Genomic DNA, 23,477 nt, shown 5'->3' with positions numbered 1-23,477 from the left:
GAAAATATAAAAAAATAGATAAGATGATAAATTTATGGAATGAATGGGATCGCATATATAATATTGTACTCGAGAAAAATTTTCATTCGAAAACAAGTGTTAATTTCAGGGGGCACTTAACTTGAACTTTGTTCTGAGATTGGCAGCAATCTGAAGACCATAAGTTCCTGGACAAGCACGACCTAAGCCATTTAAAGAGGCAAACTCCCTATGTCCTCCTAACTGTGTGATTGGGAAAAATTTTATAAGAGTCCTAACTAAGACGTTAATAGCATTTTTCTGTTTATCGGTAGGTATATCAACGGATATATCCCAGTCATCCTTAACTTGTCCGGCAAACTCACTTAATGATCCCCATCGGGATGGTCCAAATTGTGAGGCTTCACCTGGTAAACTAAAATCTGATAAAAAAACTATACCAATTTTTCCTGTGTTTGCCCCTTTTAGGTGAGCGCCTTTTTCTCTTATATCCAGAGCTTCATAAACTACACCTGTGCAATCTATAGCATAATGATAACTTAAGTGATTAAAACTTTTGATGTCGGTTTCTTCAGCCTGGCGCATTTTAGCTTCCCCATCTTTAGTACATGAGTAACTATTTCCAGCATGATGTATTACAATTGCAGGATAGTCCCAGTCTTCACCATCACTTCCTGGGGTGGTTTTTGCTTTCCAATCACTTCGTTTTCTGACAGTTATTCCTGCTTCATGCAAGTCAGAAAATATAGATTCCCTTACCTCGTTCTTTTTTTTACGTTCTTTTATGGACTTTGATATTGCATCAAGCCCTGTATGAATCAACTCTTCAGTTACTTTATAATAATCGTTTTCCATATTAAGACCGTTTGAATGTAATTGATGACTAAATGCTCATGAATTTATAAATTAACGTGTTGATTTTATTGTGAATTTTATGATGACCATCGTGCGGGAAATATACTTCTCTTATGTGTTCACACTGCAAAATCATCACAGCCATAGGTCTACGTGCGTTACGTACTACCCGGCCTGCTTTCCCTTTAATTACTCTACTATTTGGCACTGCTATCTATTCTGCTTCCATTGTAAAACTCTGTCCTTTTAACGACATATCAACCTCCCTAAAGTATGACTCTCGCTGTTTAGTGACTGTGACGGTACGTACAGTGTTACGCTTGCGTTCAGGCACGCTACCGCCGAAGTTTCCGGCGTCCGCCATCTCCCGTAAAAACGTAATTCCTTACTGACAGCCTTCTTCTTTATTGATTGCCTGTGGCGCAATACAAAAACAGCACCCTGCCCGTGAGGGCCGGATGCTGTGGTTTTAACTTATGCTTCCAGCGGTGCACGCCAGTCGTCAGCACCGGAAGTACCGGACTTGATGTGTTCCCACTCGACTTTACGGTACGCCAGTGATACGGCGAGCAGTTGAGTGAACTCACGCTGTGTCGGGTCCTGGCAGTGCGGCATATGCAGGTTCATATCCACAATCGTTGAGTCCGTCAGGCGGGTAGTGAAGTAATGTTCCTGCTTACCTTCGACAGAAGTGCGCCACCAGTGCAGTTCAACTTTTGGCAGCATCTCACCGGACGCCAGCGCGTTATACAGTAGCGGAACGGCTTTATTCAGCGCCACGGTAAAGATGAATGGCTTGTGGGCACGCTGGCCTGCGGGCTGACCGGACTGTGGGTCGGTTGGCACGGTGACGTTGTGCAAAAACTCCTGCACCAGCATTTCGTCTTCGTGGCCCTGCACATAGATGTTACCGACAGAATCGGCGGTGAATGCGCCAGCGGTGATATTGCCCTGAGTCTGGCCTGTTATTGAAATGTAACATGGGGTTGGCATTTGTCGTGCTCCTTGTGGGTGTTGTTAACAACTATTTCCGGTGGTCTGCCGTTAATTCCCGACAGGCCGATAATAATGCGGCTCACTCCAGGAGTCGCATTATGCTTCTGCATCCGGCTTACGAACAAACCGAAGATGTGGTAACTCGATGAATGATATTTAATATTTATTAATTATGTTTTTAATTTAATCTAAATATATATTATCAACTATTGCAATTCATTTTCTCAGATGCCTATGTCTGGAAATGGACATTGGTTAATCATGAATAATATTATATTCGCTGCGCTTTATTGAGAAAAGTCTGTGAGGTGTTTCTTAATATGTTTCATCCTTTTATCCATAAGTTTTATACATAGCAATCCACTATAATTATTCCTGATAATGCATAAAATAAATTCATTTAAATTCAATTTGTTATGGTTTTGCATTGTGCGATTTGTGTTGCTTTTGTTTCTTCTGTACTTATATCTATCGAGCGGATAATAAAATCATACCCTTCTTTCAATTGAAGAAAAAGATCTTTTAAAATTTATCATTGAGCGTAAAATGCGGAGCATGAAGGGTGTGGAATTTATCTTTTACTGCCACTGGAACGGCATTGTTAGTAATTTTTTGTAGTAACGAAAATGCTGTGTTCATGGCTCGAGCGACAATCTTACGGACTATTTTTATGAGCGGCAGAAAAAATGACAGCAGTGGCAGTATTGCCCCTAAAGAACGTGTAAATATTAAATTTCAGCCGAAAACGGGAAACCAGACAGCAGAAGTGGAACTGCCGCTTAATTTATTAGTAACCGGCAATCTGACAGGTGGAACAGATGACACTCCGCTGGACGAACGCCAGCCTGTTGCTATTAATCGTAACAATTTTAACGCCGTGCTGGATCAGGCGGATATCGGGCGTGATTTTACGGTGCCCTCTGCGCTTAGCGAAGCTTCTGATGTACGTATGAACGTCAATCTGAAAGTGAAATCACTGGCCGATCTGTCACCGGACAATATTGCCGCCCAGGTTCCGGAGATGCGCAAAATGCTGGAACTGCGCGAAGCGCTGGTTGCACTCCGGGGGCCAATGGGCAATATGCCTGCCTTCCGTGCGCAACTTCAGGCTCTGCTTGCTGACGAAAAGAGCCGCGAACAACTGATTGCGGAGCTGGGCCTCGCTGGCCGGAAATAACTTGTACAAGGATTTCAGTATGTCAGAAACCACCTTACCGGAAGCGCTTGCTTCCACTGCATCTGTCGCCGCACCCAGCCTGCTGGATGAGATCATGGCGCAGACCCGTTTTAAACCAGAATCAGAAAGCTACGATATCGCCCGTCAAGGTGTGACTGCCTTTATCACCGCAATGTTGCAGGATGATGAGGCAGAATCAGTCGATATCCTGGCCGTTAACGGCATGATTGCTGATATTGATGCGCGTATGGGCCGCCAGATGGATCTGATCCTCCATGCCCCGGAGTTTCAAGAGATGGAGTCGTTCCTACGCTCACTGAAGCTGCTGGTTGACCATGCCGATCCGCGTGAAAACATCAAAATTCACATCATGCACGCTACTAAAGAAGAGCTGTTGGATGACTTTGAATTTTCAGCGGAAATAACCCAGTCTGGGTTCTATCGGCATGTCTATTCCAGCGGTTTTGGTCAGTTTGGCGGTGAGCCGTTTGCCGCAGTGATTGGCAATTACGCTTTTAACAATACCGCTGCTGATATGAAGCTGCTGAAGTATGTTAGCGCCGTCAGTGCGATGAGCCACTGCCCATTTCTGTCTTCCGTATCACCGGAATTCTTTGGTCTGGATTCGTTTACCGAACTTCCTGGCATTAAAGACGTTGCTGCTATTTTTGAAGGCCCGGCCTACACCAAATGGCGTTCGTTGCGCGAGTCCGAAGATTCCCGCAATCTGGGCCTGACAGCACCGCGTTTCCTGCTGCGTCATCCTTATGCACCGGATGAAAACCCGGTTAAGAGCTTTAACTACCATGAAAACGTCAGCAAAAATCATGAGCATTATCTGTGGGGAAACACGGCTTTTTTGCTTGCGGCAAACATGGCTGAAAGTTTCATGTCCACCCGCTGGTGCCCAAATATCGTCGGTCCGCAGAGCGGTGGCGCGGTAAAAGATTTGCCGGTGCATTTATATGAAGCCATGGGCCAGCTTCAGGCCAAAGTTCCGACCGAAATTCTCATTACCGACCGGCGGGAGTATGAACTGGCGGAGCAGGGCTTTATTACTCTGACAATGCGCAAAGGCTCTGATAATGCGGCATTTTTCTCTGCCAATTCGGTTCAGAAACCCAAAGTGTTCCCTAACACGGTGGAAGGGAAGGAGGCTGAAACCAACTACAAACTTGGTACGCAGCTCCCTTATCTTTTCATCATTAACCGACTGGCGCACTACATCAAAGTATTGCAACGCGAACAGCTTGGTTCATGGAAAGAAAGAGGGGATCTGGAGCGTGAGCTGAACGGCTGGATACGCCAGTACGTAGCTGACCAGGAGAACCCGCCTTCTGACGTGCGCAGCCGTAAACCGCTGCGTCAGGCGAAGATTGAAGTCTCTGATGTGGAAGGTGAACCAGGCTGGTACCAGGTTGCTCTGAGCGTCCGTCCGCACTTTAAGTACATGGGGGCATCATTTGAGTTGTCCCTGGTCGGGCGTCTGGATAAAGAGTAGTCACCATGATAATGGAGCGGGAGTCTGGGGGGAGTCTGTTTGAACGTATCGGGGAGTCTGTTTGAACGTATCGGGGAGGCGGCAAAACCATCTTCACGCCAGCGCCCAAAGACGGCGCTGTTGCATTCTATACGCGATAACCTGCGCAATATCCTCAACACCCGTTCCGGTAGCTGTTATGGCTCACCGGAGCTGGGGATCACGGATTTTATCGACAGGCCACCCGAGCGCCAGAACATCCGGGAATGGATGGTTCAGGCGATCCAGAACTGTATTCTGCGTTACGAACCCCGGATATCGGATGTGGCGGTGACTGCTGCCACAGAGGATAGCCATGCGCCACTGAACCTGCGTTTTCATATTGTGGCATATATGGATTTCAGCGACAGGCAGGATGTCCTGGAGTTTGACATTCTGCTGGATAACCACCAGCACTGGTGCGTGGAGTAAACCTGATGGCCTTCGAAGAGCGTTATTACCGCGAAGAACTGGACTATCTGCGTCAACTGGGCAAACTTCTTGGTCGTGAAAAACCCCATCTTGCCCGTTTTCTGGCCGAGAAAGAGGGCGATCCTGATGTGGAACGCCTGATGGAGGCATTTGCTTTCCTTTCTGGTGGCCTGCGGCAAAAGCTGGAGGATGAGTTCCCGGAGTTTACGCACAGCCTGATTAATATGCTGTGGCCCAATTATTTACGTCCTGTGCCGTCAATGGCCGTGGTTGAATACAACCCTGTTGCGACACAGTTTTCTGCGCCCGTTCAGGTTTGTCGTGATGAACTGATTTGCTCAGGCCCGGTTCGCGTGACGTCTTCGGGACGTAAGATTCTGGCCGGGGATGATGCTACCCAGTCTCCTGTATGCCATTTTACTCTGGCACGCGATACCTGGCTGCAACCGTTACATATTCGCGATGTGCGTAACACCAGCACGCTGAAAAAAGGGTACGTTGACATTGATTTTTTCACCGAAGGTAGTGTTTCTCCCGACACATTGGATCTGAATAAACTTACTTTCTGGCTGGGAAACGGAGATGACTATACCCGCCAGCAACTCTATTTATGGTTCAGTGAGCGGTTAATGGATGCGGAACTGGTGGCTGGAGAGCGGCGTATTCCCCTACCGGATTTGTGGCTGAACGCAGCTGGGTTTAAACGGGAAGATGCACTATTGCCGTGGCCGAAAAACGTCCATAGTGGCTATCGCGTGCTTCAGGAGTATTTTTGCTACCCGGAGAGCTTTTTCTTCTTTCATTTACAGGGGGCCACGTCGCTACCGGCAGACTTCCCGGTCGGCGCGTTTACACTGCGTTTGCATTTTAATCTGCCATTACCTGTGGATATCAAGCTTCGCAAAGATTCACTGCGCCTGTACTGTACGCCGGTGGTGAATTTATTCGCTCACCATTCTGAGCCTGTCAGGCCGGACGACAGTTCACCGCAATATGCGTTACGGGCCAGTCAACAGAACCCGGAACACTATGATGTTTTCCAGGTGAAGACGGTTTCCAGTAAGGTTGCAGCGTCGGATAAAACTCCCGGTCCTGATGAAGCAATACATATCTGGCCTGAGTTTGAAGGGTTTCAGCATCAGATCGAGTTCAGCCGTCAGCGTGAAGTTGTCTACTGGCACCACCGCACCAGAACCTCCCTGTTTCATCGTGGTCTGGAACACGCCATTGCCTTTGTTCACGCCGATGGCAATCAGCCCGACCCTTCCCGACTGAACGGTGAAGTATTCACCGCTTCGCTGGTGTGCACTAACCGAATGTTACCTGCGTCACTGCATACCGGCGATATCTGCGTTCCTGTTAACAAAAATCCAGCGGTGGCATCGTTCAGCAACGTTACGCGCCCGACCCGTCCTCTGTATCCAGTAACGGATGGCGATATGCACTGGTCGCTGATTTCCTGCATGAACCTGAACTACCTTTCGCTGTTGGACCGGGAGGCGCTGATCCAGGTGTTGCGTACCTTCGATATGCCAGGTATCCACCATCCACAGCAGGCACGGCTTTCCTCACAGAAGCTCGATGCCATCGAAAAAATGGAATCCCGCCCGGTTGACCGTCTGTTTAAAGGCGTCCCGGTTCGCGGTCTGTCCACCACGCTGTGGATCAATCCCGCCCCCTTTGTCTGTGAAGGCGAGATCTACCTGTTGGGTACCGTACTGTCATACTTTTTTGCGCTGTACGCCAGCATCAACTCATTTCACTGTCTCAAAATTATTAACACGGAAAGTCAGGAGTCCTGGGAATGGCAACACACAGGCCAGCACGCCCTGATGTAGGGGAAACGCTACCGCTCCCGGATGTGCGCGGGATGAATTTTTATGTGCTGATGGAGTCACTGTACCGCCAGTATGGTGAGCCGGGCTGTGAACCATCCCTGCGCACCGAACCGGAGCATGAAGTGGCGCTGTTCAAATCTGATGCCAGTATTGCCTTTCCGGGCAGCGATCTGAGTACGCTTGAACGCAGTGACAGCGGGCAGTTTATCCTGACGACAAAATTCCTGGGCTTCTCCGGCAGTCAGTCGCCGCTGCCCGGCTATTACCTGGATCGGATGGCGCGCGAATCTGCGCAAAATGAAGAGGGGCTGAAAGCGTTCCTCGATCTGTTCAGCCACCGCTGGACGCAGTTTGCTTACCATGCCTGGCGCAAATACCGCTATTACGTCTGTTTTCGCAACGGTGGAACTGATGTCTTTTCACAGCGGATGTATGCGCTGGTGGGCCTGGGCAATCAAAGCGTGCGAGACAAACTCGCCATCAATCACAGCAAAATGCTGGCCTACGCCGGGATACTGGCAACACCTGGGCGCTCGCCGGACGTGGTAAGTAACCTGGTCAGCCACTGCTTCGATTTACCTGATGTCAGCATCGAAAATTGGCAGTTGCGTAAGGTAGTCCTTGAACCCGCGCAACAAAACCGGCTGGGCGTGCGTAATCCTAAACGGAAAACGGCCGGGTATGTGCCGGGCCGCTCGGTGATCGGCGTTAATTTTACCCTCGGTGCCAGAGTGCCGGATCGCAGTGGAAAATTTCTGTTGCGGATCGGTAATCTCTCGATGGCGCGCTACCTCTCTTTTTTACCGGAAGGCGAAAACCACCAGGCGCTGACGATGTTTGTCTCCTTTCTGCTACGCGATCAGTTCGCCTGGGATCTGCGGCTTGATCTCGCACCGGACCAGGCGAAGGGAATGCGGCTGGGCGATCGCTCTCGATCCTGTATCGGACGCACGGCGTTTATCGGCCAGCCGAAAATGCCGCCAACCGTCACCCTCCATATTAGGGATTAATTTAATGGAAACGCAAATGGCTGAGGAAATAACGCACGCTCCCGTACTCTCACTGACGCTACAGGTGATGAACGGTAACGAACTGGAGAGCGGACGCGCCGCAAAATGTCTGTTTACCGCCGATGGCGGGGAAATTGGCAACGCATCCACCTGCCACTGGCCGGTGCAGGACAGGGCGGGTTCTGTTGCCGAACGCGCCTGTCAGGTGGTGATGCATGACGGCACATTTTGTCTGAAAAGCCTGGTATCGGGGCTGATGATTAACCTGGCACCGATGTCCACGGAGACCGGGCTGGTGCGCCTGCGGCAGGGCGATGAGGTCGTTCTGGGGGCGCTGGCGCTGAAGGTATTTATCCACAATGGACAGCTGGTCAGCTACAGCGAACAGATGGCGGCACCGGAAACCATCGTCACCAACCGTGACCGCCTGGCAGACGCGCTGCTGACGACGAACGGTCAGCCTGCGTATCCGGGCATGCCCCGAATGCACCAGCTTGCGGATACCGTGGTCAACAGCTTTTCCGCCGATCCGCTTCAAGCACTCCAGATGGAAAGTCTGACAGTGGCAGGCGATCCGCTTGCGGGGGTTGTCCCTGTCCGCTCTTCTGTTCCTGACAGGGATGGCGTGATCGACACCCCGTTTATGGATTTACCGCCGCGGTATTCCGATCAACAGACTCGCTACGAGGATGCGGCATCACCGACAGATACTGCCCAGCTCCATCTTGCCGTGACCCCGCTGTTGCGTGGGCTGGGCGGCTCGCTTGCCGTGCGTAACTCACAGGATGCCGATGATTTTCTGGAAGAAGCAGGGCGGACGTTGCAGGCGGCGATAAAAGGTCTGCTTGAGCTACAACAGCGCCGCAACAGTCTGTCGGACAAGCATCTGCGCCCGCTGGAAGATAACCCGCTGCGCCTGAATATGGACTATACCACCGCCCTTGACGTGATGTTTGCCGAAGGCAAAAGTCCAGTGCATCTGGCTGCACCCGCTGCCGTTGGTGAGAGTCTGCGCAATATCCGTCATCACGAAGAAGCCAACCGCGCCGCGATTGTCGAATCGCTGCGCGTGTTGCTGGATGCGTTCTCGCCGCAGAGCCTGATGCGTCGCTTTGTGCAGTACCGGCGCAGCCATGAACTGCGAAAGCCGCTGGATGATGCCGGTTCCTGGCAAATGTACTGCGATTACTACGACGAACTGGCCTCCAGCCGCCAGCAGGGTTTTGAAATGCTGTTTAACGAAGTCTATGCCTAGGTGTATGACCGGGTACTGCGCGAAAAACAGCGGGAGCCGGAAGCATGACAGGACGTTTTTTTCGTTTCTGCATGGTGATGTTGCTTTTCAGCCTCACCCTGACAGGCTGCGAAATGGTGAAAAAGCTCGGCCAGGTGATTAAGAACCCGGATGTTCAGGTCGGGAAACTGGCAGATCAGTCATCGGAGGTAACGGTCACGTTACTGACCGAGCCTGACACGAATATCAATGCGGACAGTGAGGCGGCTGCGGTCGATGTGCAACTGATTTATATGAGCGATGACTCGAAGTTGCAGGCGGCTGACTACGACATGGTTGCCAGCACGCCGCTGCCGGAGGTGCTGGGGAAAAATTATATCGACCACCAGGACTTTAACCTGCTGCCGGATACCATAAAAACGTTGCCGCCAGTGAAACTGGATGAAAAAACGCAGTTCATTGGTGTGGTAGCGTACTTCTCTGATGACCAGGCCACTGAGTGGAAGCAAATCGAACCAGTAGAAGGGGCGGGTCATCACTACCGTCTGCTGGTGCATGTACGACAGGGCAGTATCGAAATGAAGAAAGAGGACAACTGAGAATGGCGACCATGAAAAACAGGGTGATCTGGCAGGAAGGTCTGTTTGCCCTGCCGCAGCACTTCCAGCAGCAGCAGCGTCATCAGGAATATTTGCTGAACCAGCGTATGAGTGCGCAGGATGATTTTGCCTGGGGATTCACCTCGTTGTCGATCAATACCGAGCTGCTTGCCCAGGGGAAACTGATGCTGGACTACGCGACGGGTTGTATGCCGGATGGCACGGTGTTCAGCATTCCGGAGCAGGATCAACTCCCTCTGCCGTACCAGCCGCTCGATCTCTCCCGATCCGGCAGCAATGACATTTATCTGGCATTGCCCGTTATCAGTGATATCACCTGTGAAATCGAAGGTCGCCGGAGTGCTGGGCAGGGAACAGAGCGTTACCGCCTGACCCAGGCCGATACCCGCGATTTGCATTCCGATGATGGCGACGTGCAGCCTATCGTGCTGGGACAACTGGCACCGAAAATCGTCAGCGGCGCGGACGATCTCAGCGCCATGGTCACGCTGCCGCTGTGCCGTATCCGCAGCCAGCAATCCGGTGGCGCACTGGTGCTGGATGACAGCTTTATCCCGACCAGTCAGGCCATCCGCGTAAGCCCCGTGCTGAACGGATTTGCTGGCGATGTGCAGGGGCTTCTCAGCAACCGCGCCAGCGAGCTGGCAAAACGTATCGGTTCGCCGGAGCAGAGCGGTATCGCAGATGTGGCTGAGTTCATGATGTTGCAGATGCTTAACCGCAGCCAGATGCACTTTACTCATCGTACCCACCTACACACCCTGCACCCGGAAACGTTTTATCTGGATCTGGTCCGCTTACTGGGGGAACTGATGACCTTTACGGAAGACAGTCGTCTGCCCTGTCCGGTGGAGCCCTACGACCACCGTAATCTTACGCAGTCGTTTAATTCCGTAATCCCGGAGCTGCGCCGGGCGCTCAACACCGTACTGATGCCGCGTGCGCAGAATCTGCCACTCGTCTTCTCTGACGGGTTTTATGTTGCCACGGTTAACGATCCGACCCTGTTGCGCTCCGGCACATTCATTCTGGCGGTGCGCTCACGGATGCCGCACAGCCAGCTTATTCACCAGTTTACCCAGCAGTCAAAAATCGCGGCCACCAACAAAATCCGCGATATGGTCAGTGTGCAGGTACCAGGTGTACCGCTGACGCCGCGAACTGCCGCCCCGCGCCAGTTACCGTACCACGACGGTTTTGTTTACTTCGAGCTGGACAAAGGTGCTGCTGCCTGGCTGGACGTGGTGAAAGCCGGTGCGCTGGCGCTGCATATTTCCGGCACCTTTCCGGATCTGGGGATACAGTTGTGGGCGATAAGGGGTTAAACCATGAATGAGTCGTTCGTTCCGTCCATTGACAGTCTGACCACAGGGAACCCGTCGGGAAAGGTCAATACTGCGCCGCAGCTCGCGGACGAAAGTCTCTCTGGTCGCCAGTACCGATTGGCTCTGCGCGGCAACAGCATAAACCCGATGATTGACGCCGCCACACCCCTGCTGGGGATGGTGATGCGCGTGGACGGGATGAACAGCCAGAGTATGCCGGAACACCTTTTTGCGCAGGTGGTGACGGACGTTCAGGCTGTGGAGCAACTGCTACAGGAACAGGGCTACGAGCCGGGCGTGATTGTCTCGTTTCGTTATGTTCTCTGCACCTTTATTGATGAAGCTGCACTGGGGAACGGCTGGTCGAACAAAAACGAATGGATCAAACAGTCGTTACTTGTGCATTTCCATAACGAAGCCTGGGGCGGTGAAAAAGTGTTCATCCTGCTGGAGCGCTTGATTCGTGAGCCAAAGCGCTATCAGGATCTGCTTGAGTTTTTATTTCTGTGCTTTTCGCTGGGGTTTCGCGGGCGCTACAGGGTGGCTGCGCAGGATCAAGGGGAGTTTGAACAGATATATCGCCGCCTGCATCACGTTTTGCATCAGCTTCGTGGCGATGCGCCTTTTCCGCTGCTGCATCAGGATAAAAAAACGCAGGGCGGACGCTATCAGCTTATCAAACGATTGACCATCCGACATATTCTCTGCGGCGGCATCGTCGTGCTGGCGCTGTTTTATTTCTTTTATCTGCTGCGGCTGGACAGCCAGACGCAGGATATTCTGCATCAACTGAACCGGCTGCTTGCCAGGTAAGGACACGACATATGATCCAGATTAATCTGGCCTCTCTGGTTAAGCATCTTAACCCGTTTTCCCGCCAGGCGCTGGAGGCGGCGGCAGCAGAGTGTATGAGCCAGCAGGCAATGGAAATCACCGTGGCACATGTGCTGTTGCAGATGCTGGCAGCGGTGCGCAGTGACGTGAGGGTGATTGCTGACCGGGCAGAAATTGATACAAATGCGCTTCGCCAGGCACTGAAGGTGGAAAATTACACGACGTCGCGAGCGACAGACAGCTACCCGGCATTTTCGCCGATGCTGGTCGAGTGGCTGAAAGAGGGCTGGCTGCTGGCCTCTGCCGAGATGCAGCATAGCGAGCTGCGCGGTGGAACACTGCTGCTGGCTCTGCTGCATTCGCCGCTACGCTATGTCCCGTCTGCCGCTGCCCGGTTGCTCATCGGCATCAACCGCGATCGCCTGCAACAGGACTTTGCTGAGTGGACGCGCGAGTCGGCGGAGTCAGTCGTACCGGATGCTGGCGGGCGGACCGTCAGTACTAAAAACGATACCGGCGACAGCCTGCTTGGCCGCTACGCCAAAAACATGACCGCAGACGCCCGTAACGGCAAACTCGATCCGGTCCTGTGCCGCGATAATGAAATCGACCTGATGATCGATATTCTCTGCCGTCGCCGCAAAAATAACCCGGTCGTGGTCGGTGAGGCGGGCGTCGGTAAGAGTGCGCTCATTGAAGGACTGGCGCTTCGTATTGTCGCAGGCCTGGTGCCGGACAAGTTGCGCGATACCGATATTATGACGCTCGATCTTGGCGCATTGCAGGCGGGCGCATCCGTTAAGGGTGAGTTCGAGAAGCGTTTTAAGGGGCTGATGGCAGAAGTCATTCAGTCACCCAACCCCGTCATTCTGTTTATCGACGAAGCCCATACGCTGATTGGCGCGGGGAATCAACAGGGCGGGCTGGATATCTCTAACCTGCTCAAACCGGCGCTGGCACGCGGCGAGCTGAAAACCATCGCCGCCACCACCTGGAGTGAGTACAAAAAATATTTCGAGAAAGACGCCGCCCTGTCGCGCCGTTTCCAACTGGTGAAAGTCAGTGAACCCACGGCTGCAGAAGCGACTATTATTCTGCGCGGTCTGTCGGCGGTATATGAGCAATCGCACGGCGTATTGATTGATGATGAAGCCTTACAGGCAGCGGCGACGTTAAGCGAGCGTTACCTCTCTGGTCGTCAGTTGCCGGATAAAGCCATCGACGTACTGGACACAGCCTGTGCCCGCGTGGCGATTAACCTCTCGTCGCCGCCGAAGCAAATTTCGGCGCTGACCACCCTGCGTCACCAGTGCGAGGCGGAAATGCGCCAGCTTGAGCGTGAAATCCGCATCGGCCTGCGGTCGGATACCTCACGACTGACTGAAGTTATCGTCCAGTATGACGAAACGTTGACCGAACTGGATGAACTGGAAGCGGCATGGCACCAGCAGCAGGCGCTGGTCCAGGAAATTATCTCGCTGCGTAAAGGGTTGCTGGAAGAAACCGACGCCAGCAGCAGTGAAGACATCACGCTACCGGACGCTGACGATAACGTCGTATCAACGGATGAACCCGAGGCCGAGCAGACGGGCGCGGAACCTGAAATCCCTCCTGCTGTTCGTCTCGTGCAGTTAACTGCTGAACTGGAGGCGTTGCACCATACGCAACTGCTGATTTCCCCGCACGTCGATAAAAAACAGATTGCCGCCGTGATTGCCGAATGGACTGGCGTGCCGCTTAACCGCCTGTCGCAAAACGAAATGTCAGTGATTACTGACTTACCTCAGTGGCTGGGTGAGACCATAAAAGGCCAGGATCTGGCGATCAGGCACCTGCATAAACACCTGTTGACCGCCCGCGCCGATCTGCGCCGTCCGGGACGACCGCTTGGCGCATTCCTGCTGGCTGGTCCCAGCGGCGTGGGTAAAACCGAAACCGTACTACAGCTGGCAGAACTGCTTTATGGCGGTCGCCAGTACCTCACCACCATCAATATGTCGGAATTCCAGGAGAAACACACCGTTTCGCGCCTGATTGGCTCCCCTCCGGGCTATGTCGGCTACGGTGAGGGTGGCGTACTGACCGAAGCGATTCGCCAGAATCCCTACTCTGTGGTGCTGCTTGACGAGGTGGAAAAAGCGCACCCAGATGTGCTCAATCTTTTTTACCAGGCGTTCGACAAGGGCGAGATGGCCGATGGTGAAGGCCGGTTGATCGACTGCAAAAATATCGTCTTTTTCCTGACGTCTAACCTCGGATACCAGGTGATTGTCGAACATGCCGACAATCTGGAATTAATGCAGGACGCGCTGTACCCGGTGCTGGCGGACTTCTTCAAACCCGCGCTGCTGGCTCGTATGGAAGTGGTGCCTTACCTGCCGTTATCTAAAGAAACGCTCTCGGTCATTATCGCCGGGAAGCTGGCAAGGCTGGATAACGTGCTGCGAACCCGCTTTAACGCGGAAGTGGTGATTGCATCGGCTGTCACTGACGAAATCATGCAGCGCGTCACCCGCGCCGAAAACGGTGCGCGAATGCTGGAATCGGTTATCGACGGCGAGATGCTGCCGCCACTGTCCCTGTTGCTGTTGCAGAAAATGGCGGCGAGCATCGCCATTGCCTGCATTACGCTGGACGTAGTGGACGGCGCATTTACTGCTGACATTGAAGATGTGCCGGATGAGGATACTCAGCCCGAAACCAAAACAGAGGACGAAGCTGTTTTATGAGCAGAATGCAGACGCTCCGGCAAACCGGACTGCTGATGGCTGGCCTGCTGGCGGGATTGTCTGCGGGTATTTCGTTCGCGAAAACGCCACCCGTACCCGGCGTCGTGGCCGCGCTGAGCAGCACCACATCCCCCGAGCCGGATACACAGGCCACGCTGAAAGCGATGCAGTCCTGTCGCCAGGAGCCTGCGGCGCTGGAACGACTCGACTGCTATGACCATATTTTGGCTCCGGGGCAATCCAGTTTTGATGGCGCGCTGGTAAAGGCCCGTTATGAAGGTGAGGCCTGGAAACGGGCTTTTGCTCAGGAAAAACAGCGTCCGGACAACTCCACCGCATTGATGATAACGCAAAGCGACGGAGAACATCCGACGGTGATTATCACCACGCCCGCTATCGGCAACGTCCCGCCGCGTCCGGTACTGATGTTCAGTTGCGTGGACAACATCAGCCGGATGCAGGTGGCGCTGACACATTCCATGACGTCCAGTGATATCGCCGTGACGCTGACTACTGATCACGGGCGCTTTCAGTCTCGCTGGTTTATCCGTGAAAACGGCACCCTGCTGGAGTCCAGCCGGGGATTATCCGGAATCGACGAAATTAAACAGCTTTTTGGTGCAAAAACGCTGACCATCGACACGGGCACGGACAGTGCGGCCGGGAAACTGACCTTTAATATTGACGGGCTGGCGAAAACCATCGCGCCGCTGCGCGATGCCTGTCACTGGGCGGGAGAATAATAAAATGGTAATGGACTTACGTAACCCGGATATCTGGATATCGCATCTGCTGGAAAATCTGCCGGAAGACAAACTGACCTCTGTGCTGAAAGATGATAATCCTGACTGGGAATATATTGACGGCGACATGCTTAAACTCGGCTCTCTGGCTCACAGCCAGCTTGATATCCCGGAAATTCAGCGCCGGGGGTTGACGCTCCTGGCCTCTAAAAGCAAGGATTTTCGCCTGCTGACCCATCTTTTACGTACCCTGCAGCACGCCGGTGATCCGCTGCTGGCGCTGCGTTTGCTGGCGCTTTACGTGGAGCATTACTGGACGGTGGCAGCACCGGGAATGGCGCATAAAAAACGTTTTGCCGCCCAGGTCATAAAGCGTTTTGAGGCGGGCATTTCCGGTTTTGCAGAGAATGCTGCTGCGACGCAGCGCGATCTGTTGTTGGGTGAACTGGCAAAACTGGCGCTACTGTGGCAGGACAATAACGCGACTGAACTGGCGCAGGCAACGGATGATGTTGCTGCGCTGTACATGCGGGCATTTCGCGACAGCGAACCTGCCGAAACGCCCGTTGCAGCACAATCTGCCGTCGCTTCTGTACCGCTTTCTACTGTGCCGGTCGCATCTGCACCTGCGCCATCTTCGGTAGCCCCCGCACCGGTGATGAATATTGACAGCCATGACGACAAAGCCTGGCGCGATACGTTGCTGAAAGTCGCTGCCATTTTATGCGAACGCCAGCCGGACGTGCCGCTTGGCTACCGTCTGCGTCGCCATGCGCTGTGGCTGGCAATTACCTCCGCGCCGCAGGCTGAAAGTAACGGACGCACACCGCTGGCCGCGTTCCCTGCCGATATGATGGATGATTTTCATGCGCGTCTGAACAATGCCGACATGACGCTGTGGCAACAGGTAGAGAAAAGCGCACTTCTGGCGCCCTACTGGTTTGACGGTCATTACCTTTCAGCGCAGGTTGCGCAGCGGCTGGGCTACACCGCCGTGGCAGAGGCTATCCATGAAGAAGCTATCGGTTTTCTTACCCGTTTGCCCCAGCTTTCCACTCTGCTGTTTAACGACCATACGCCCTTTATCAGCAGTCAGACAAAACAGTGGATGACCGCCTCGCCGTCCTCCGCTCAGCCCGTATCAGCACAGCAATCCGGCGAGGAATGGCAGAACGCCTTGGCCTGTTTTACTGAACAGGGGCTGGAGGCTGCATTACGGTATCTGGATACGCTGCCCGAAGGTTCCCCCCGTGACCAGTTTTATCGTCAGTATTTTGGCGCACAACTGATGGACGATGCTGGAATGGCAAAAATGGCGCAGCAACAGTTTCGGATGCTGTTCAACACCGGCTTGCGAATAGTGCTGGCAGAGTGGGAACCATCACTACTTGAGCAGCTTGAACAGAAGTTCACGGCAGAACAGTAAGAGATAACAGGAGTTTTTGTGAGAATACCGACCCCCCGACTGTTTAGTGGCATGAAATCAGTTTTGCGACCCGCGATGCCACGGTTTAAGGTCTCCGCGTTCTGGCTGCTGGTGCTGGCATGGGTTTTCCTGCTGGTGTGGATCTGGTGGAAAGGCCCGTCATGGTCGTTGTATGACGAGCTGTGGCTTAAACCGCTGTCCAATCGCTGGCTGGCGACGTCGGCATGGGGGATTATCGCCCTGGGGTGGCTCACCGTCCGGGTGATGAAGCGCCTGCAACAGCTTGAGAAACAACAAAAACAACAACGTAAGGAAGCGCAAGACCCGCTGAGCGTCGAGCTGAATGCGCAACAGCGTTACCTCGACTGGTGGTTACTGCGCCTGCAACGCCATCTCGACAACCGTCGTTATCTGTGGCAACTACCGTGGTATATGGTCATCGGCCCTGCCGGGAGCGGTAAAACCGCACTGTTACGTGAGGGATTTCCGTCCGATATCATTTATACGCCGGAAACGGTTCGTGGTGCAGAACAACGAGTGTACCTGACGCCGCATGTCGGAAAACAGGCGGTGATTTTTGATATTGATGGCTCGCTCTGTGAACAGCCGGATGCTGATGTCCTGCACCGTCGATTATGGGAGCACGTTCTGGACTGGCTGGTGGAAAAACGTGCCCGCCAGCCGCTGAACGGGATCATTATCACTCTCGACTTACCTGACCTGCTGACGGCTGACAAACGCCGTCGTGAGCATCTGTTGCAGACGCTGCGCAGCCGTTTGCAGGATATGCGCCAGCACCTCCACTGTCAGCTACCGGTTTACGTGGTGCTGACGCGGCTGGATTTGTTACACGGCTTTGCCGCCCTGTTTCAGTCACTGAACAAAAAAGATCGCGATACGATTCTGGGTGTTACCTTCACCCGCTGCGCTCATGAAAACGAGGACTGGCGCGCGGAGCTGGATGCTTTCTGGCAGACATGGTGCGATCAAATGAACCATGCCTTGCCGGATCTGATGCTCTTGCAGACGCATATGCGCAGTTCCCTGTTCAGTTTTTCCCGCCAGATACAGGGAAGCCGGGACTACCTGGTCGCCCTGCTCGACAGCCTGCTGGACGGTGAAAATATGGATGTGATGCTGCGTGGGGTATACCTCACTTCGTCACTGCAACGGGGCCAAATGGATGACATCTTTACGCAATCTGCCGCCCGGCAGTATCGGCTGGATGGCAGTCCACTGATCGCCTGGCCGCTGGTGGATACCGCATCTTACTTTACCCGCAATCTGTTTCCACAAGCGCTGCTGGCGGAGCCAAATCTGGCTGGAGAAAGCCGCACCTGGCTGATAAACAGCCGTCGCCGTCTTACGTCTTTTTCCGCAGTGGGTGGGGTGGCGGCATTACTGCTCATCACCGGATGGCACCATTATTATAATAATAACTACGCCTCCGGCGTACAGGTGCTGAAACAGGCGGAAGCCTTTATGGCGATCACGCCTCCGCAAGGGATTGATGACTACGGTAATATGCAACTACCGCTGCTTAACCCGGTGCGCGACGCGACGCTGGCCTATGGAAACTGGGATGACCGCAGTCGCCTGGCGGATATGGGATTGTATCAGGGACGGCGCGTCGGACCGTATGTCGAACAAACCTATCTGCAACTGTTGGATCAGCGCTTTTTGCCTGCGCTGTTTAACGGTCTGGTGAAAGAAATGAATGCTGCACCGCCAGAGAGCGAAGAAAAACTCGCCGTGTTGCGTGTGATGAGAATGCTGGAGGATAAAAGCGGACGTAATCATGAAGTGGTTAAGCTGTACATGGCGAAGCGCTGGAGTGACGAGTTCCACGGCAAGCAGGACATCCAGGCGCAACTGATGTCGCACCTCGACTACGCGTTGAAGCACACCGACTGGCACGCAGAGCGTACAGCGGGCGACGGGGATGTCATCAGCCGCTGGACACCGTATGACGGTCTGGTGGTGGCTGCACAGAAAGAGTTAAGTAAACTACCTGTTTACCAGCGTGTTTACCAAAGTCTGAAAACACGGGCGCTTGGTGTCCTGCCTGCCGATCTGAACCTGCGCGATCAGATTGGTCCGACGTTCGATCAGATCTTCGTTGCCCCTGATGACAACAAACTGGTGATTCCGCAGTTTCTCACCCGCTATGGCCTGCAAAGTTATTTTGTGAAGCAACGTGATGCGCTGGTAGAACTGACAGCGATGGATTCCTGGGTGTTGAATCTTACCCAAAGTGTCAAATACAGCCAAGCCGATCGTGCTGAAATTCAGCGCCAGTTGACCGAGCAGTATATCAGCGACTATACCGCCACCTGGCGGGCGGGGATGGACAACCTCAATGTGCGCGATTATGAATCCATTGTACAACTGACCGGCTCACTGGAGCAGGTTATCAGCGGCGATCAGCCGTTGCAGCGTGCGCTGACGGCGCTGCGGGATAATACGCAGCCAGCCATTCTCTCTGAAAAGCTCTCTGATAAAGAGCGAGAAGATATGCAGGCAGAGCCGGATTATCGCCTGCTGACGCGTCTCGGACATGAGTTCGCACCGGAAAACGCTACCCTGGCAGTGCAGAATAACAAGGAAAATACCTTACAGGCGGTCTATCAGCAGCTAACGGAACTGCATCGCTACCTGCTGGCTATCCAGAATGCGCCGGTACCGGGGAAATCGGCGCTGAAAGCTGTTCAGCTCCGCCTTGACCAGAACAGCAGTGACCCTATATTTGCTACCCGCCAGATGGCGAAAACGCTTCCTGCACCACTTAATCGCTGGGTGGGTAAACTCGCCGACCAGGCCTGGCATGTGGTGATGGTGGAAGCGGTTCACTATATGGAAATTGACTGGCGTGACAACGTGGTGAAACCGTTCAACGAACAGCTTGCAAATAACTATCCGTTTAATCCACGTTCATCCCAAGATGCCTCGCTGGATGCATTTGAACGTTTCTTTAAACCGGACGGTGTGCTGGATACCTTTTATCAGCAGAACCTGAAACTGTTTATTGAGAATGATTTAAGTCGTGACGGGGGGGACGGCGTGATTATCCGTGAGGACATCATCCGGCAACTGGATACCGCGCAGAAAGTCCGTGACATATTCTTCAGTAAGCAGAATGGCCTGGGAACACAGTTTGCGGTGGAGACCGTCTCGCTTTCCGGCAATAAGCGCCGCAGTGTACTGAATCTGGACGGGCAATTAATTGACTACAGCCAAGGGCGTAATTACACCGCTCATCTGGTCTGGCCGAACAACATGCGGGAAGGTAATGAAAGCAAACTGACGCTGGTTAGCACCAATGGTGGGGCACCGCGAAGTATCAGTTTCAGTGGGCCGTGGGCGCAGTTCCGGCTATTTGGTGCAGGCCAGTTAACCAGCGTGGAAGAGGGGACATTCAGCGTGCGCTTTAACGTGGACAGTGGCGCGATGGTCTACCGGATACACGCTGATACTGAAGACAACCCGTTTAGTGGTGGACTGTTCAGTCAGTTCCGGCTAACGGACACGCTGTACTGAGGAAGGAGACCGGGATGAGCAACGACGCACTCATACAAACTATCGTCACTGGCAGTGATCCGCGTAATCTGCCGGAGTTCATCGCTATTCGCGAGGAAATCAACAAGGCTAGCCACCCGTCTCAGCCGGAAATGAACTGGAGGCTGGTGGAATCGCTGGCGCTGACAATTTTTAAGGCTAATGGCGTGGATTTGCACACGGTCACTTACTACACCCTGGCGCGTACCCGCACGCAGGGGTTGGTCGGTTTTTGTGAAGGAGCCGAACTGCTGGCGGCAATGATTACCTATGAATGGGACAAATTCTGGCCGCAGGGTGGATCTGCTCGTACTGATATGCTGGACTGGCTTAACACCCGTAGCGGAAATATCCTGCGCCAGCAGACCTCCTTTGCGGAAAGCGACCTGCCTCTGCTGTACCGTACCGAACGGGCCTTACAGCTTATCTGTGACAAACTCCAGCAGGTGGAGCTTAAACACCCGCCGCGTGTGGAGAATCTGCTTTATTTTATACAGAACACGCGCAAACGGCTGGAGCCGCAACCCCGGAATAATACAGATGCTGTCCCACAGGCCACCGTCAGAACGCTGGTCTATGCCCCGGAAAGTAATGCGCCCATGGTTACTGAGACACTCTCTTCTCTCCCCGAATTGCCGGAGATGAGGGTGGAAGTCCGTGGTCTGGCGGATAATGGGTGTATTGCCGATCAGGGCAGTCCGGTGAAAGGTTTTATGGCCGGTATCGCCGCTACTGCGGTTATCGCCGCAGTACTCTGGTGGTGGCAGGTGTACCCGATGCAACAGCAACTGGCACAGGTCAGGGATACGGCACAGGGCGCGGCAACGGTCTGGCTGACATCACCGGACCTGGACAGTTACGGACAACAGTTGCAACTGCTTCCTGATACGTCGCCATTACAACTGCTGGAGACCGGGATGCAGATGATGCGCACAGCGGACACTCGCTGGCCGGAAAGCCTGCAACAACAACAGGCCTCTGCTCAGTGGAGTGAAACCCTGAAAACTCGAGCACAGAACAGTCCACAGCTACGGGGCTGGTTACAGACTCGCCAGGATTTACACGCCTTTGCTGACCTTGTGATGCAGAGCGAGAAAGAAGGACTGACACTTTCTTATATAAAAAATGTCATCTGGCAGGCCGAGCGTAGGCTGGGGCAGGAGACACCGCTGGAATCATTACTGACGCAGTACCATGACGCTCGGACACAGGGTCAGAACACGCAGGCGCTGGAAAAACAGATTAATGAGCGACTGGACGGCGTGTTAAGCCGCTGGATGCTGCTGAAAAACGGCGAAATGCCGGAAGCGACAACTGAAATCAAATCCGGAAAATAACGACGAAATAAAAGGAGTTTACTATGGCAAATCCGGTTTATATGACATTGAACGGCGACCTTCAGGGGCTGATCTCCGCAGGCTGTTCTTCCATGGCCTCCATTGGCAATAAAGCGCAGATTACGCATACGGATCAGATTATGGTGCTGGGTTTGTCCCACGCACTGACTCGCGCACAGAATGTGAATCATCAGACGCTGGTGATCCAGAAGCCGGTGGATAAATCCTCCCCGTTACTGACTAAAGCCATCAGTGAGAATGAGTGTCTGACCTGCGATTTTGAGTATTATCGTACCAACCGCTTTGGCATTAATGAACTGTATTACAAAGTGAAGCTGATTAATGCCCGTATCGCCAGCATCAAGCATGTTGTGCCGCACACCATTAATAACAGCCAGGGGCAACCGGAAGAATCATTGTCACTGAGCTATGAAAGTATTACCCAGGAGCACTGTATTGCTGGAACCAGCGCCTATAGCTTGTGGGAGGAGCGGCTTTTCTGAGGAATATACATTGTGAAGAGTATTTATTTCGATCCAATCATCATTGCAGCTCTTGTCTGCAAAAATATCTGGGGTCTATAGCAAAAGTCGAAGTTGTCTGGTTAATCCCCGCATAGATATTCTACGCGGTCAATGGCATTATCTGTCAGCAAAAAAGGTGAGCCGTACACCCTGAAATTTTCATATCGATGGCTACCGCCGCAAATTATCGGCGGTAGCCAGGACGGATTACTGGTAACGGTTCACCAGGTCTTTAACCATTGAGGCATAGGCTTTTTGCTTAAGCTGCGAAAATTGCTTTTCAGCAGTTGCTTCTGCGGCATTTTTTTTCCCTGGCAGTGGTAGCAGCATTTTATCTTCATAATTGACCGGCGACCAGGTAGCCCATTCACCTGTTGCCACGTCCACTAGAGTGAAACGCACCAGATAACGTAGTGATGTATTGTCGGTTAGTTTTTCATTTTTATAATCTGACCAGACCATGTTTTTTGTCGCAGCGTCATATTTGCCTGACTGCAATGTATCCTGATAAACGATGATTGCTTTCTGATGACCTTTCGCGGCGACATAACGCAGAGCCTGCATCCAGTTCATGTTTTCTACAACAGCAATATCCTGGCTCTCGTCTTTATTTTTATCTTTATTACAAGTCACGGTCTTTTGCCTGTCCGGGATACCGGAGAAGGTTGCGACGGTATAATATCGACTCATTTCCTGCTGCATGATGGCTTCCGGTGCTCGGCTACCGGACTGTACCAGAATAACAGGGGAATTCAGAGGTACGCGAAATACATTCCCTTCCAGCGCAGCCTGGATCTCCTCTTCGGACACCGCCAGCGTAGTTTCATTGCCGAAAATATCCTTGTCCGTCAGTTGCTGTGCTGAAGCAGTCTTACTTACACCGTTCTCTGTCCGTGCCCCTGCTTTCTTTGCATCAATAGGAGAGTGTGGCGCGCAGCCAGCTAGCAGAAATACTGCTGTACATAAAAATACTGCTGACCTGGAATTCATATTTGCATCCTCAATGGCGTCAGGTGTTTCCTGCAATTATTTATCTGAAAACTCAAACTGAATTATACACATGAAATAAAGACCTAAAAAGAGAATTGCTGTTTATTAAAACATTCGGTTAAATAATAATTGATGGTTTTGTATGTATTATTTAAATATATGCAATCCTATTGCAGAGTACAGTTTATCCGTGTGGGGCTGGCTGGCAGTATTATTGGGAGAATTATAACAGTACGAAGAGTTTTTAGGGGGATGCAATATTCGGGAGTAAAACTATATTATTGCCTTAACACTAATATTGGTTTGTTCTCCTGAATGAATTTAAGCCGGGAATAAATGATGAAAATTCTGGAA

General features: G+C 52.6%; 17 protein-coding genes and 1 pseudogene. 15 read left to right on the top strand and 3 right to left on the bottom strand.

Annotation, left to right across the window (positions count from 1 at the left end):
- Positions 1–105: 105 nt before the first annotated feature.
- On the bottom strand, positions 106–834 hold the full coding sequence (locus tag OGY67_RS08725) for a peptidoglycan recognition protein family protein (RefSeq protein WP_071445514.1): 729 nt from the start codon (positions 832–834) through the stop codon (positions 106–108).
- Positions 835–1,308: 474 nt separating this feature from the next.
- Positions 1,309–1,827: an Hcp family type VI secretion system effector gene (locus OGY67_RS08720; RefSeq protein ID WP_047408665.1), complete on the bottom strand. Its 519-nt coding sequence runs from the start codon at positions 1,825–1,827 to the stop codon at positions 1,309–1,311.
- Positions 1,828–2,500: 673 nt separating this feature from the next.
- Here OGY67_RS08720 and tssB point away from each other — a divergent pair.
- The 15 genes and pseudogenes from tssB (at position 2,501) to OGY67_RS08645 (ending at position 22,112) form a co-directional block, all read left to right on the top strand.
- Positions 2,501–3,007 carry a type VI secretion system contractile sheath small subunit gene (tssB, locus tag OGY67_RS08715; RefSeq protein ID WP_286573869.1) on the top strand — a complete coding sequence of 169 codons (507 nt, stop codon included), beginning with the start codon at positions 2,501–2,503 and terminating at the stop codon, positions 3,005–3,007.
- Between the two features lie 19 nt (positions 3,008–3,026).
- Positions 3,027–4,508: a type VI secretion system contractile sheath large subunit gene (gene tssC, locus OGY67_RS08710; protein WP_071445509.1), complete on the top strand. Its 1,482-nt coding sequence runs from the start codon at positions 3,027–3,029 to the stop codon at positions 4,506–4,508.
- 39 nt (positions 4,509–4,547) lie between these two features.
- On the top strand, positions 4,548–4,958 hold the full coding sequence (gene tssE, locus OGY67_RS08705; RefSeq protein ID WP_286573868.1) for a type VI secretion system baseplate subunit TssE: 411 nt from the start codon (positions 4,548–4,550) through the stop codon (positions 4,956–4,958).
- Between the two features lie 5 nt (positions 4,959–4,963).
- Positions 4,964–6,796 carry a type VI secretion system baseplate subunit TssF gene (gene tssF, locus OGY67_RS08700; protein ID WP_103284720.1) on the top strand — a complete coding sequence of 611 codons (1,833 nt, stop codon included), beginning with the start codon at positions 4,964–4,966 and terminating at the stop codon, positions 6,794–6,796.
- Positions 6,763–7,806, top strand: a complete 1,044-nt coding sequence (tssG, locus tag OGY67_RS08695; RefSeq protein ID WP_071445502.1) for a type VI secretion system baseplate subunit TssG — start codon at positions 6,763–6,765, stop codon at positions 7,804–7,806. Before tssF ends, tssG begins: the two co-directional genes overlap by 34 nt.
- A gap of 28 nt (positions 7,807–7,834) precedes the next feature.
- On the top strand, positions 7,835–9,061 hold the full coding sequence (tagH, locus tag OGY67_RS08690; RefSeq protein WP_502872201.1) for a type VI secretion system-associated FHA domain protein TagH: 1,227 nt from the start codon (positions 7,835–7,837) through the stop codon (positions 9,059–9,061).
- 71 nt (positions 9,062–9,132) lie between these two features.
- On the top strand, positions 9,133–9,639 hold the full coding sequence (tssJ, locus tag OGY67_RS08685) for a type VI secretion system lipoprotein TssJ (protein WP_502872200.1): 507 nt from the start codon (positions 9,133–9,135) through the stop codon (positions 9,637–9,639).
- A gap of 2 nt (positions 9,640–9,641) precedes the next feature.
- Entirely contained in the window at positions 9,642–10,985 is a 1,344-nt protein-coding gene (tssK, locus tag OGY67_RS08680) for a type VI secretion system baseplate subunit TssK (protein WP_234096508.1), read from the top strand.
- A gap of 27 nt (positions 10,986–11,012) precedes the next feature.
- The gene (gene icmH, locus OGY67_RS08675) at positions 11,013–11,798 is read left to right on the top strand and encodes a type IVB secretion system protein IcmH/DotU (protein WP_374115577.1); all 786 of its coding nucleotides are present in this window, start codon (positions 11,013–11,015) and stop codon (positions 11,796–11,798) included.
- An 11-nt stretch (positions 11,799–11,809) separates the two neighbouring features.
- On the top strand, positions 11,810–14,548 hold the full coding sequence (gene tssH, locus OGY67_RS08670; RefSeq protein WP_103284724.1) for a type VI secretion system ATPase TssH: 2,739 nt from the start codon (positions 11,810–11,812) through the stop codon (positions 14,546–14,548).
- Positions 14,545–15,291 (top strand): type VI secretion system-associated protein VasI, encoded by a 747-nt coding sequence (gene vasI / locus OGY67_RS08665; protein ID WP_103284725.1) that lies wholly within the window; start codon positions 14,545–14,547, stop codon positions 15,289–15,291. Before tssH ends, vasI begins: the two co-directional genes overlap by 4 nt.
- 4 nt (positions 15,292–15,295) lie before the next feature.
- The gene (tssA, locus tag OGY67_RS08660) at positions 15,296–16,717 is read left to right on the top strand and encodes a type VI secretion system protein TssA (protein WP_457921894.1); all 1,422 of its coding nucleotides are present in this window, start codon (positions 15,296–15,298) and stop codon (positions 16,715–16,717) included.
- Between the two features lie 51 nt (positions 16,718–16,768).
- Positions 16,769–20,254: a type VI secretion system membrane subunit TssM gene (gene tssM, locus OGY67_RS08655; RefSeq protein ID WP_474897275.1), complete on the top strand. Its 3,486-nt coding sequence runs from the start codon at positions 16,769–16,771 to the stop codon at positions 20,252–20,254.
- A 14-nt stretch (positions 20,255–20,268) separates the two neighbouring features.
- A pseudogene (locus OGY67_RS08650) lies at positions 20,269–21,721 on the top strand (VasL domain-containing protein).
- Complete coding sequence (locus OGY67_RS08645; protein WP_047408701.1) at positions 21,633–22,112, top strand: Hcp family type VI secretion system effector; 480 nt, start codon at positions 21,633–21,635, stop codon at positions 22,110–22,112. The pseudogene OGY67_RS08650 and the gene OGY67_RS08645 overlap by 89 nt, the downstream one beginning before the upstream one ends.
- A gap of 228 nt (positions 22,113–22,340) precedes the next feature.
- On the opposite strand, the gene OGY67_RS08640 is transcribed toward OGY67_RS08645, so the two are convergent.
- The gene (locus OGY67_RS08640; protein ID WP_103284728.1) at positions 22,341–23,123 is read right to left on the bottom strand and encodes a lipoprotein YafT; all 783 of its coding nucleotides are present in this window, start codon (positions 23,121–23,123) and stop codon (positions 22,341–22,343) included.
- Positions 23,124–23,477 lie beyond the last annotated feature (354 nt).

Source organism: Citrobacter sp. Cpo015, from assembly GCF_030333035.1.
GTDB lineage: Bacteria > Pseudomonadota > Gammaproteobacteria > Enterobacterales > Enterobacteriaceae > Citrobacter > Citrobacter portucalensis.
Note: the sequence above shows the minus strand (reverse complement) of the source record. Positions and strands in the feature narration are given on the sequence as shown.